The following is a 13356-nucleotide window of genomic DNA, read 5'->3' on the forward strand; positions in this document are numbered from 1 at the left end:
AACCGTTATTTTATGAATAATTTATATAAAGTAGTACTAGGTCTGACCACATTGATGGTGACTTCTTGTACCAAATATGAGGCGCTAGAGTTCAGCGTCACCAAACCTGAAAGCGCTGTTGCTCAGGAAGATATTGATGCTTATCCCGCATTAAAATCTTATATCAATCGCACTACATACCCCAATTTTAAATTTGGGGTTGCTCTTTCCTTGTCTGACTATGTTAACAAGGGCGTAATGTACAGACTTGCTAATAAAAACTTTGATGAAATAGTCTTAGGCTATGAAATGAAGCATGGTGCAGTAGTACAAGCCGATGGTAGCCTAGCGCTAGATAACGTCAGTAAATTATTAGCAACAGCCAAAGATGGTGGTATTGCTGTATATGGACATACATTATGTTGGCATGCTAATCAAAATGCTAATTATCTCAAAGGAGTGATTGCTCCATTGACAGTTACGGCTCCTTCTTTTCCTAATGACCTGAATACTTCCGCTCTGCAAGGCGGAGTACTTTCGGGTTGGAATGCAACAAACAATGGTGCAGGTATTTCGGTAGCGAATAACACTGGAATGGGTACTGGAACAAAAGCTATAAAACTGACTGCTGCCGCTGGCTCTTCGTCAGCGACGGCCTTACAATTGGTAAGCCCAAGCATTAATGTTGTAGCTGGACACAAATATGAAATAGTATGCTACATTAAATCGGATGTGGCAGGAGAAGGTAGAATTTCTTTTGAGGGTTTAACAAATAATACTCCTCAAGTAGATTGGATGAAAACTGGAAAAGCATCAGCTACTTTTACGACAGGTATTTCTTGGAAGGAAGTAAGGTTTCAAGTAAGTGATTTTACGGGAACGTCTATCAAGCTTAACTTTGACTTAGGATACAAACCTAATGTAAACTACTACATAGATGTAAATAATCTGTATGTATATGATACACAAGGAACAGCCGTTGTTACTAACCTTGTAGCCAATGGTGATTTTGAAACAGGTTCTGGCTGGGGAGGTTATGGAGGTAACTCAAGTAGAGGTGTCACTGCTGATGGACTAGGATATAATAACAAAGGCAAGGCATTTTATGTAACAATGCCTGCAAAGACAGCAAACTATTGGGATGCTCAGACTGCCCTTGATTTAGGTAAAAATCTTAATAATGGTGAATCATACAGTTTATCATTTTGGGTAAAAGGAACAGCAGAAGGAATCATTAGACCAGAACTTCAAAGTCCAAGTTATGCTTCTAATGGGTTCGGTCAGATAGCCGTAACGAAAGAATGGAAATTAGTTGATGTTTCTACTACAGCCACTGCCGCTGACAGAAATAAACTTGTATTTAGCTATGGTGAATTTGCAGGAACGGTGTATATCGATAATGTAGTACTGAAAAGCTCAAAAGCAACGGGAGGTGCAGTAACAATCGCTGAAAAAACAGCTCAAGAAAAAAGCATTCTTGTTACCAATGCACTAGATACTTGGATGTCAGGGATGTTAGGCGTGAGCAAATCTTATGTAAAAGCATGGGATGTAGTAAACGAACCAATGGACGATGGCAAACCTTACGAACTTAAAACAGGCGTAGGCAAAACTTTAGCCACTGATGAGTTTTATTGGCAAGATTACATGGGGAAAGATTATGCAGTAACTGCTTTCCAGTTAGCTAGAAAATACGGAAATGCTAGTGATATACTTTTCATCAATGATTACAACTTAGAATACAATTTGGATAAATGTCGTGGATTAATCGCTTATGTAGGCTATATCGAAGGAAAAGGAGTAAAGGTTGATGGTATTGGTACTCAAATGCACATTGACATCAAGTCGGATAAAACCAAGATAGCAGATATGTTTAAGCTATTAGCCGCAACAGGAAAAGTGATTAAAATTTCAGAATTGGATATTGGTTTAGGTAACATAAAAACTGCCAATGCAACACAAGCACAGTATCAGGCACAGGCAGAAATGTATAAATATGTGATAGACAAATATTTTGAGCTTATACCTGCGGCACAAAGATATGGTATCACTATATGGAGTCCACTAGACAGCCCTGCGAATTCAAGCTGGAGAGCTGATGAGCCAATTGGTATTTGGACAAAAGATTATGTAAGAAAAGTGGCTTATTCTTACGTAGCTGAATCTATCAAAGCAAATATGAAATAATAAGGAAAAGCGTTTATCCTTTAAAAATAAGCAACTATTTACTATATAACCCTATCCATTAATATATAACCACTTGTTTATAATCCCTAGCAATTTGTTAGGGATTATTTCAATAAATGGGCATGAGTATTTTACCTAACCACTTTTTAAAAAAATCAAGGAATATTAAGCTGATTTGTTAAATGCAATAATAAGTTCTTACCTTAATTCTTCTGTTTATTTTAGAGGGAGATTGTAACAAAACATTGTATTATCAGTAAGATTTAAGAATAATTAGCTTTTATAGAGACTACTAATGGTAGTATCCGATATGACCTAAAACAACATTATGTTGAATTAGGTAATTACTATAATGAGAATATTTAAGCGATGGTTGATGTGTTAAAGAATATAAAAATGAAGAAATGTTACTTTTTATTAATTTTTGTTTTTGTTGCTCATTGGATTCATGGGCAACAGAAAGAATATAAATTTATTAATTTCAGTAGCAGAAATGGTCTCACCTCCAATTCTATTAATGCCATTATAAAAGACAAAAATGGCTTTATGTGGTTTGGTACTGAAGATGGACTCAACAGGTTTGATGGTCAAAATTTCACAGAATATCGCCATAAAGAAAACGATAGTACAAGTATCGGAAGTGGACCAATAACAGCAATGACTCAGGATAAAGCTGGCAACATCTGGTTGGCAACGAATTTGACCTTGTCTGTTTATAACCTGAATTTGAACTCATTTATTAATTATGACTTTAGTAATCTCGGGTGGATTATATGTTTATATGCTGACCATTCGGGTAAAATTTGGGTGGGAACCTATTCTGGATTATTTGTTTTTGACCCTGTCTCTAAAAAAACGAAAGAGTTCAAAGCTGACCCTTCCAACCCTTCAAAGTTAAATTCAAATATGGTTCGCTCCCTGTTTGAAGACAGTCACAACAATATGTGGGTTGGTACTAACGATGGTTTACATGTTTATGACAGAAAGAGCGAACGATTTACAAGATTTTTACACAATCCGAATAATCCAGCAAGTATTTCATGGAACAATATCAAGAGTATCACTGCTGATAAGTATGGTAAACTTTGGATTGGTACCGAAGAAGGTGGCATAAATGTAATGGACATAAAAAAAGGCACCTTCCGTAGTTACAAACATGATTCAAACAACCCTAATTCACTTTCTAATAATCATATAATTAAGATAGTATTTGATAAAGACGGACAGCTTTGGGTAGGTACAGAAATAGGCATCGATATATTTAATCCACAAACAGAGAAAGCAATCAGTGTAAAAAGTTCGCTTGTAGAGCAAGATGGATTTACACCTAGTGCTTCTGGGCGCTCAATTAGGGATATTTACATTGATGATAATGGTGTATATTGGATAAGTGTTCATCAAGGTGGCGTAAATAAATACGATACTAATCTAACTTTCTTTAACTATAAAAAATTTAATCCCTTTGATCCTAACGGATTGACGGGCAGTTCAATAATGTCCTTTTCCGAAAGTCCTTCTGGAGATATCTTTATTGGAACCGAAGGAGCAGGACTAAATGTATTTAACAGAAAAACGGGCTTAATAAGACGTTATGATTTAAAAGACAAAAAAGCAAATACAGCCTCTATAATCGCTTTAGAATCAGTGGGTAACACCCTTTGGGTAGGAACCTATCAGGTTGGCTTATATAGCATTAATATGACGACCGGGGCTTTAAGACATTTTCACCTTCCCAAAAACACAACGGACGCTGCAAACGTACCTATCAATTGTATAAAAGCAGATAAGAATGGTAAAATTTGGCTGGGAACAAATGGTAATGGGGTTTATTTATATGATCCACAGCGGGATGTTATGGAATCTTCTGATAAAGTTTTTCAATTAGCATCTGCCCAGAAATTTCCTTTGAACGGTTTCATCACCACTATTGAGCAAGATAAAATGGGAAATATCTGGATTGGCTCAAACGGTTCAGGAATAGCCGTATATTACCCAACTCAGAAACGTTTTCAAGTGTTAAATCACGGTACTAATGGACTTCCGATGGACAAGGTACAAAGTATTTACTGTGACCGTTCTGGCAAAATATGGGTTGGAGCATGGGGTGGGGGGCTTTGTTTATATAAGCCTCAAACAAAAACATTTGAACGCTTTGATGAAAGCAATTCTTTGTCCAATGATGTTGTTTACAAAATTTTAGAAGACGAAAAAGGAAAAATATGGATAAGTACCAATAAAGGAATTAGTTCATTTGACCCTGAGAAAAAGGTATTTCGAAATTTCACACATTACAACGGGGTTCAGCAAAGCAACTTTAATATCTTGTCTGGTTTGAAAACTTCTGATGGGCAATTGTTTTTTGGTGGATTGGCGGGTTTTAACTACTTCAATCCTGCTACTATTTTCCATAAAAAGAATGTTCCCACACTGGTAATTACTAGTCTGAAAATTAATAATAAACAGATAAATCCTGGTGAAAATGCTGAAATAACAGAGCATATCTCGACAGCAAAAGAAATGGTATTGAGCTATAAACAAAACTTTTCTTTAGACTTTATAGCCCTCAATTACACGGCTCCGCATGAAAACAGGTATTCTTATAAACTAGAAGGATTTGACAAAGATTGGAACCAAGTAGGAACGACTAATACGGCCGTTTATACAAATCTTGACCCAGGAAAATATATATTCAGATTAAAAGCATACAGTGAAGATGGCTCATGGCAGACACCCGAAAAAGTTATCGATATCATTGTAAAACCTCCGTTTTGGCGGACGTATTATGCCTATTTTTTCTATTTAATGACATTGGTAATCTCTCTTTGGTTGATTAGAAGAAGAGGAATCCAAAAATTAAAGAATCAATTTGCCAGAGAACAGGAACGTTTGGAGGTAAAACATATGATTGAAAAGGAACGACACGAGGCAGAGAAGAAAATAGAACTAGAACAAATCAAGGTTAAATTCCTGACTAATCTAAGTCATGAGCTAAAAACACCATTAACGCTCGTTTTGAATCCGATTGAGAACCTGATGTTTGAAGAGAAAAGTACTGAAAAACTAGAAATGCTTAATTTGATAGGTCGTAATGCCAAAAGGCTTTTGAATTTGGTGAACCAGTTGCTTGATTTTAGAAGGGTAGAAGCGAATGAATTAACCTTGCATAAAACGGAAGGCGATTTGGTTACATTCACGCAGGAAATAGTAGATTCGTTCAAATACATTGCTGTAAGGAAAAATATCTCGCTACATTTTGTAAGTTCATATAGTAACTATCATACTTCCTTTGATAAGGATAAGCTAGAGCGGGTGCTGATCAACTTGTTTTCTAATGCTATAAAATTCACAAATGAAGGCGGAAGTGTTAGCCTTCAAATTGCAGGCGATGGCGAAACAGGGATTAGGTTGATTCTACGGGATACTGGAATTGGATTACCTAAAGATATGACCGACAAGATTTTTGAAAGATTTTTCCAAGTAAATAACAATGCTGACATATTAAATCAGGGAAGTGGCATAGGGCTTTCAATCGCTCAGGAGTTTATCAAACTTCATGGCGGAACCATTAAAGTAGAAAGTGAGGAAGATATAGGAAGTGCTTTCACCATCTCTCTACCACTTTTACCTATTACTTTCCAGCAATCTACTTCTCCAATAGTTTCAAATGAAACTTCTGATTTGATTGGGGAGTTTGCTAAAAACGAGCCTCCTAAAATTGATATGCCTGTTGTATTGATTGTGGATGATGACGACGACTTAAGAGCTTATCTAGTTGAAAGTTTGAAAACAAAATATAAAATAATAGAAGCTGCCGATGGTATAAAGGGTTGGCAAAAGGCATTGTCATGCCATCCTCAGGTAATAGTGAGCGATGTTAATATGCCTAGGATGGACGGTGTAGAGATGGTTCGCAAAATTAAAAGTGATAGCCGTACAAAACATATCCCTGTTATTATGTTGACTGTTTTATCTGATGAAACAGACCAGATGAAAGGATTGGAGTCAGGTGCGAGTGATTATTTGTCGAAACCATTCAATTTTCATTTGCTCAACATTAAAATAGAGAACTTGCTTAGTTTGAATAGTTTATTGAAAAATACATACAGTAAACATATTCAATTGGAGACTCCAGAAACAGAGTTTGTCTCTGAAGACGAGAAGTTTTTGTTGAAGTTTTCGCGTTATGTGGAAGAACATATCGAAAACCCGAATCTATCCGTAGAAGAATTGAGTAAAGCCATGTTTGTTAGCCGAGGAACACTTTATAGTAAGGTCTTAAGCCTTACTGGTGAGACTCCTGTAGAATATGTAAGGTCGCAAAAATTGAAGAAAGCAATTACGCTTTTGCAAAAGAACGATATAAAAATTTCACAAATTGCGTACTCTGTGGGCTTTTCTAACCCAAATTATTTTGCCAGAGCATTTAAAGCAAAATACAATATCTCTCCATCTGAATACGTGATGCTCAATAAGAATGTAGTGTTAGCTGATTCGGAATAATTGGATTAAAAAAGAGTTGTTTGTCGTATATATTAACCTATGAGGCGGTTACTGTATACGATGGACTACTCTCTTTAATTAAAAGGGCGAGTTATCATCAAAATATTATTTTTACTATTAGTAAATAACGAAGCCGTTAAATTGTTTTGGAGTAGCATTAGATGCTATTACCATTTCTTTATCAAAATCGCTCCCAAAAAAATATTGAGCTACAATTTTATAAGACAAAAAATAATTTTTTAAATAAAAAAACAGACAGGTCTGTATGATTTGTAAAAACTTTCAATTACATTTGTTATGTAAAAGAAAGAAATTAATGGAAACAAAAAAAAACATAGAGAATACAGCTGCAAGATTATTTTATGAACAGGGTTATAACTCAACTGGTATCAATCAAATAATAGCGGAAGCGGGCGTTGCAAAAGCCAGTTTATATGCTCATTTTCCTTCAAAAGTCGATTTACTGAAAAGCTATTTGAAAAATACCTCCGTTAGTTCAAATGAGGTTTTAAGAAGCATAGTCAACCAAAAACAAACACCACAAGAAAAAGTGCTTAGTATCTTTGATTTTCTGGTCAAATTTTCAAATGAAACAAACTTTAACGGCTGTCATTTTTTAAATATTGCAGCGGAAATTCCACAAAACAACCAAGACATACTTATTTTAATTCAAGACCAAAAGAATAAAATACGTGAGTTGTTTGTCGAAATTCTTGAACCTATTCATAATGAAGCCCTTGCTGATGAATTATATATACTATTCGAAGGAGCTTTGGCAAGCAGTAAAGTTTTTAAAGAAGATTGGACTATTGAAGCTACTCGCAGAATCGTAGAAAAATTATTATAGTTTTTTATTCAAAAGATAAAACAGACAAGTCTGTTTTTAATTAAAATTTATTTTTAACAAAAGAGCAATGAAAAATACAGTAAAGAAACCGGAAAAATTAGACTTAGCAACATTATTAGCAAGTCAGCCAAAGCAAGTTCAACTTCATGATAAAGATGAAGAAGTAGTTATTCCTGACGAATGTGGTGATACTTTATGGGATAAAGTTTTGGCACAATATGAAGATACAGACACACATAAATAATTAAAACTATGGCAAAGAATTTTGCAGAAATCGGATTTAGCTCGGCTGCCAAAAAATTACAAGAACAATTTGGTAGCAGAGCAAACTATGTCCGTATGGAAAGCCAAACGATATACGAAGGGTTAAGCAAATATGAACAAAATTTTATTGCCCAAAGAGATAGCTTTTATATGGCAACTATGGGCGAAAATGGCTTTCCTTATATTCAACACCGTGGTGGCCCCAAGGGTTTTTTAAAAGTATTAGATGAAAATCGGTTGGGGTTTATTGACTTTAAAGGAAATATGCAGTATATCTCGGTGGGTAATATGGCAACTAACAACAAAGTAGCACTGTTTTTAATAGACTATCCCAATAAAAAACGATTAAAAATATATGCTAAAGCCGAAATTGTAGCGCTAAAAGATAACCCAGAATTACATCATTTGCTTGATTTGGAAGGTTATAAATTTCGTCCAGAACGTCTAATGGTATTTCATGTTGAAGCATATGACTGGAATTGCCCACAACATATTACACCACGATTTACAGTTGAAGAAATTGAAGTCGTTTTACAACCTCAATACGAACACATCAAAAACTTAGAAGCCGAAATTACCGATTTGAAGGCTAAATTGGGTTTGATTGAATAATATCAATTGAACCCTTTATGTTATCTTGTCTCTATTACTATAACTTGAAATACCTTATATTATTATTTTATTACAATAAACTCTTTATTGAATTTCTTTTAAGGCTTGAATATCAAAAGTGTTAATTTCACTAATTGCCACACTTGTTTGTATGATGCTCGCTTTATCTCTCCTACTGATTGCTTTTGCAATTACTTCTGTTGTTGGCTTTATCGTACCTAATATTCACGTTTTGCTTTTTTAATTTTTATGAGTGTTTTATCATTAGTACTGTGTATCGAGTATTTATTTTGTATAAATACTTTAACTAGTGAAAGACGCTGTAGAAATCGCAGTAAAACCCGTATTTCCCTTTAGTTGAAACAAAAATAAGATTTATATATTCTGGGAAAGGGATAAAATTATATTTTTATAATATTATTTTAAACAATAGGATGAGTGTTTTGATATGTATTCTTACATTTGTGTCTATTTTACACATTTCCTTTTTAGTTTATGTATCAATATTTAAGATTGATAATTATTTGTTGTTTTATATAGCTTCTTTTAAATACTGTCTTTCAGAGAGATAGTATTCCTATTATTGAATGAATAACGTGATTAATCATGACAAAAAAATACCTCCTTCTTTTTTTACTTTTGCTGTTCCAACAATCTTTTGGGCAAGTAAAAAACTATAACTTTATCAATATTAATAGCAAAGATGGGCTTGCTTCAAATACAGTTTATGCTATTTATAAAGATAAATTAGGCTTTATGTGGTTTGGTACTGAAGACGGACTTAATAAATTTGATGGACAAAATTTTACCGTTTATAGGCATAAACAAAATGAAAAAGAAAGCATAGGAAGGGGAGAAGTAATGGGTATTACTGAAGATAAAAATAGAAATATATGGATAGGAACTAAGTTAACGTTGGCATTATATAATAGGAGTTCAGACAAATTTACCAATTTTGATTTTACCAAAACAGGTTGGATACATACGCTATCTTCCGATCATTTGGGCAATATATGGGTTGGTACATACAATGGACTTTTTTATTTTGATACTAAAACACGAAAAACGAAGGCTTTTAATACTCATAAAATAACTACAAAAAATGTAGCTTCAGAATTGATTTATTGCATATTTGAAGATAGAAAAAAACAAATTTGGGTTGGTTCAAAATCAGGTTTATATTTACTTGACCACACTCAAGAGGTGGTAAAAAAGTATGTTCACCAAAACAATGACCTTAATTCACTTTCTGATAATAACGTCAGAGCTATTACGGAAGACCGAAATGGGAACTTATGGATAGGTACCAACTTAGGCTTAAATGTAATGAATCCTACCACAGGTAAGGTTGAGCGTTTTAAAAGTATTGATTCTGACGATGAAACGATTAGCAATAACATCATTAATAAAGTTATTTTTGATAGCAATGGAAACCTTTGGGTTGGCACAGAAAATGGGGTATCAATTTTTGATATTACAACCCGTACAGCATTAAGAATTAAGAGCCTATTGCCAGATAAAAATAATCCCTTTGGAAGCTTTGCTGGCTATAAGGTAAAAGACATTTATATTGGGAAAGACGGTATAAGTTGGTTCGCTACCGTCAACGGAGGCGTAAATAAATATGATAAAAATTTAGCCTTTTTTCAGCATAGATTCCATCTGCCCAATGAATCATACGGATTAAAAGGGTCTTCTGTCATGGCTTTTGCAGAAGGTACTTCTGGTAGTCTTTATGTAGGTACAGATGGGGGAGGACTTAATATTTTTGATGCTAAAAATAATGTTTTCCACGATGTTGGTATTTACTCTTCTCAGGGAAAGATTAAAAATATTTCAGCTTTAGAAAAAAAAGGGGATGATTTGATTGTTGGCACAAGCACAGAAGGAATATTTAGTATCAATGAAAAAACACATCTAACAAAACCCTTGTTCGCTATTAGAGACAAATTGAATAAATCTGTTATTGTGATTAATTGCTTAAAAGCAGACACGAAGGGTGACCTCTGGGTTGGTACAAATGGTGCAGGCTTGTATGTTTGTTTGGCCCAGTCAAATATATTCGTTCCTTTCAGGGATATACTGGATAAACAACTCAAAAAAGAGTATTCCTTAAATGATTACATTACAGCAATCGAAGAAGATAAAGAAGGGAACATTTGGGTAGGCTCAAACGGAAGTGGTCTCATTATTTATAATTCAGACAAACATACATTAATTACCTTTAATCAAAAGAATGATAATTTCCCCATCCATAGAATACTAAGTATTTATTCAGACAAACACGATAGAACATGGGTGAGTGTGTGGGGAGAAGGATTATGTTTGTACAATAAAAAAAGAAGAAAATTTGAGCAGTATGGAGAGGAACACTTACTTTCTAATAATGTTATTTACAAAATATTAGAAGACAATGCTGGAAAGCTTTGGCTGAGTACTAACAAAGGAATTTCTATGTTTGATTTAAGTAAAAAGATTTTTAAGAATTTTACGTATCGAAATGGTATTCAAAATACAACATTCAATGTAGGTGCTGGAATCAAGACAAAGACAGGAGAAATGTATTTTGGAGGGCTTGATGGCTTTAATTTTTTCAACCCTATCCATTTGTTTCAAAATACTAAAACGCCATCGGTTGTGATTACCGATATAAAAATCAATAATAAACGAGCTAACCCTACTGAAAATACAGAACTTAAAGAGGATATTACTTTAGCCAAGGAAATCAACTTAAGCTATAAACAAAATTTTTCTTTAGACTTTGTCGCTTTAAATTATACTGCTCCGCATGAAAACCAATACATTTATCAGCTTGAAGGCTTTGATAAAGAATGGAACAATGTTGGCTCTGTAACGACTGCTGTTTATACTAATCTAGACCCAGGGCAATATATTTTTAGGTTGAAAGTAAAAAGTGAGGATGGCACTTGGCTAACCCCAGAAAAAACCATTCTTATTAATGTACACCCACCATTTTGGCGTACTTATTATGCTTATATAATATATTTGGCAGTATTGATATTTACTTTATGGATGATAAGGAGAAGGGGAGTACAAAAATTAAAAAATGAATTTGCACTTGAACAGGAGAGAACAGAGGCGGAACGTAAAATGGAGTTGGAACAACTAAAAATCAAATTCTTGACCAATTTGAGTCATGAATTAAAAACACCCCTTACTTTAATTTTGAATCCAGTCGAAAACCTTTTGTTTAGAGAGAAAAGCAATGATAAAATTGAAATGCTAAATCTTATCAATAGAAATTCAAAAAGACTTTTGAATCTTGTTAATCAATTACTTGATTTTAGGAAAATTGAAGAAAATGAACTCAAGCTAAATTTAATGCTACAAGACCTTGTTCCTTTGGTGAAGGAAATCTTTGATTCATTTAAGTACATTGCCTCGCAAAAAAACATTCATCTTGAATTTGCCAGTACTATTGAGGAGTATAATACATATTTTGATAAAAATAAAATGGAGCGTATTTTAATAAATATACTCTCAAACGCTATCAAGTTTACGAACGAAAATGGTAATGTGTATTGTCATATCAAGTCTATATCAAATAGTGGTGTCGAACTCATCATTGGTGATTCAGGCATTGGTATTCCTCAGCACATGCAGGCAGAAGTTTTTGAAAGGTTTATCCAAGTAAGTAGTCCAGCTCATATCCTTAATCAAGGAAGTGGAATAGGATTATCTATTGCTCAGGAGTTTGTTAAGTTACATGGCGGAACCATCAAATTAGTAAGCGAAGAATATAAAGGAAGTGTTTTTACCCTATATTTCCCTTTTATTCAGGAGCAACAAAAAATTAACCAAACCAATAAGGAGGACGAAAAAATAGAACCTGAAAGCTCGTCGTATATACACAAGAGTGAAGAAGAAATTGACGTTACAGAAAAACCTGTAGTACTGATTGTAGACGATAGTTACGACCTACGTATATTCTTAAGGGAAAGCTTAAAATCAAAGTATAAAATCATCGAAGCAGCAGATGGGAAACAGGGCTGGCAAAAGGCATTATCATCGCATCCAGAAATCATTGTGAGTGATGTAAATATGCCCAATATGGATGGAATAGAAATGGTTAACAAAATAAAGAAAGATGAAAGAACAAAGCATATCCCCGTTATACTCTTAACTGTTTTGACAGATGAAGTAGAGCAACTAGAAGGACTTAAAACAGGAGCAAATGACTATTTGACTAAGCCATTCAGTTTTGAGGTACTGAGTATTAAAATAGATAACCTTTTAAAACTAAACAGTACTTTCAAAAATACTTATAAGAAGCAAATTAATATAGAAACCACTGAAACAGAAGTGGTTTTAGAAGACGAAAAATTTTTATTAAAAATAAACAAATACATTGATGAACACATTCATGATTCTGAGCTATCTATTGAAGAGTTAAGCCAGAAAATGAATATGAGTAGAGGGACGCTTTATAGTAAACTCTTGAAGATTACAGGTGAAACCCCGATAGAGTATATTCGTTCAATTAAATTGACTAAAGCGCTACCTTTGCTTGAAAAAAGTGATATGAAAATTTCACAAATTGCGTATGAAGCTGGGTTTTCAAATCCAAACTATTTTACGCGTGCCTTTAAAATCAAATACGAAATTTCGCCTACAGAATATATTAAGTTAAAAAGAGGCAAATAAAGCTCATTCCTTATTTCAAGGCATAATAAAGCTTTTACTTAGGTTGGAAAGACTACCGTAAGTTGCTAGTTTCTTCTTATTAAAGCACCCTGCTAAGTGTAATCAATTTTACTTCAATACTAATTTTCAGCTAATCATATAAGCCTAAATAGGCATTTTAGGCTTATATATTTTATGCCCATTCTATTTAAAAGTGGGCAATTAAGCCCTATTTTTTTCTTTTTAGACGGGATATTGCCTCGAAATAGGGACATTATATGATTATAAATGTGTCAAATTGACATTTTTTTATACAATTAAAC

7 protein-coding genes are annotated in these 13356 nt (G+C 33.8%); 6 read left to right on the plus strand and 1 reads right to left on the minus strand.

What is annotated here, in order from left to right:
- Positions 1 to 12 precede the first annotated feature (12 nt).
- The 5 genes from AC07N0_RS19980 to AC07N0_RS20000 all read left to right on the plus strand — a co-directional run bounded on the left by AC07N0_RS19980 (position 13) and on the right by AC07N0_RS20000 (position 8389).
- Positions 13 to 2166 (plus strand): endo-1,4-beta-xylanase, encoded by a 2154-nt coding sequence (locus tag AC07N0_RS19980; RefSeq protein ID WP_494590692.1) that lies wholly within the window; start codon positions 13 to 15, stop codon positions 2164 to 2166.
- Positions 2167 to 2562: 396 nt separating this feature from the next.
- Positions 2563 to 6666 (plus strand): hybrid sensor histidine kinase/response regulator transcription factor, encoded by a 4104-nt coding sequence (locus AC07N0_RS19985; protein WP_494590693.1) that lies wholly within the window; start codon positions 2563 to 2565, stop codon positions 6664 to 6666.
- A 316-nt stretch (positions 6667 to 6982) separates the two neighbouring features.
- Positions 6983 to 7513, plus strand: coding sequence for a TetR/AcrR family transcriptional regulator (locus AC07N0_RS19990; protein WP_494590694.1), 531 nt, complete (start codon positions 6983 to 6985; stop codon positions 7511 to 7513).
- A 67-nt stretch (positions 7514 to 7580) separates the two neighbouring features.
- Positions 7581 to 7757, plus strand: coding sequence for a hypothetical protein (locus tag AC07N0_RS19995; protein WP_494590695.1), 177 nt, complete (start codon positions 7581 to 7583; stop codon positions 7755 to 7757).
- 8 nt (positions 7758 to 7765) lie between these two features.
- The gene (locus AC07N0_RS20000; RefSeq protein WP_494590696.1) at positions 7766 to 8389 is read left to right on the plus strand and encodes a pyridoxamine 5'-phosphate oxidase family protein; all 624 of its coding nucleotides are present in this window, start codon (positions 7766 to 7768) and stop codon (positions 8387 to 8389) included.
- A gap of 84 nt (positions 8390 to 8473) precedes the next feature.
- Here the strand turns inward: AC07N0_RS20000 and AC07N0_RS20005 are convergent, their stop codons facing one another.
- Positions 8474 to 8614: a DUF6088 family protein gene (locus AC07N0_RS20005; protein WP_494590737.1), complete on the minus strand. Its 141-nt coding sequence runs from the start codon at positions 8612 to 8614 to the stop codon at positions 8474 to 8476.
- A 381-nt stretch (positions 8615 to 8995) separates the two neighbouring features.
- Between AC07N0_RS20005 and AC07N0_RS20010 the strand changes: the two genes are divergently transcribed.
- Positions 8996 to 13054: a hybrid sensor histidine kinase/response regulator transcription factor gene (locus AC07N0_RS20010; protein ID WP_494590697.1), complete on the plus strand. Its 4059-nt coding sequence runs from the start codon at positions 8996 to 8998 to the stop codon at positions 13052 to 13054.
- Positions 13055 to 13356: the final 302 nt, after the last annotated feature.

It is taken from the genome of Arcicella sp. GW821-FHT09D11 (assembly GCF_059416265.1).

Excerpts from the sequence above, each read along its gene's own strand:
- AC07N0_RS19980 (WP_494590692.1), top strand. The coding sequence starts at position 13 with ATGAATAATTTATATAAAGTAGTACTAGGTCTGACCACATTGATGGTG.
- AC07N0_RS19990 (WP_494590694.1), top strand. The coding sequence starts at position 6,983 with ATGGAAACAAAAAAAAACATAGAGAATACAGCTGCAAGATTATTTTAT.
- AC07N0_RS20010 (WP_494590697.1), top strand. The coding sequence starts at position 8,996 with ATGACAAAAAAATACCTCCTTCTTTTTTTACTTTTGCTGTTCCAACAA.
- AC07N0_RS19985 (WP_494590693.1), top strand. The coding sequence starts at position 2,563 with ATGAAGAAATGTTACTTTTTATTAATTTTTGTTTTTGTTGCTCATTGG.
- AC07N0_RS20000 (WP_494590696.1), top strand. The coding sequence starts at position 7,766 with ATGGCAAAGAATTTTGCAGAAATCGGATTTAGCTCGGCTGCCAAAAAA.
- AC07N0_RS19995 (WP_494590695.1), top strand. The coding sequence starts at position 7,581 with ATGAAAAATACAGTAAAGAAACCGGAAAAATTAGACTTAGCAACATTA.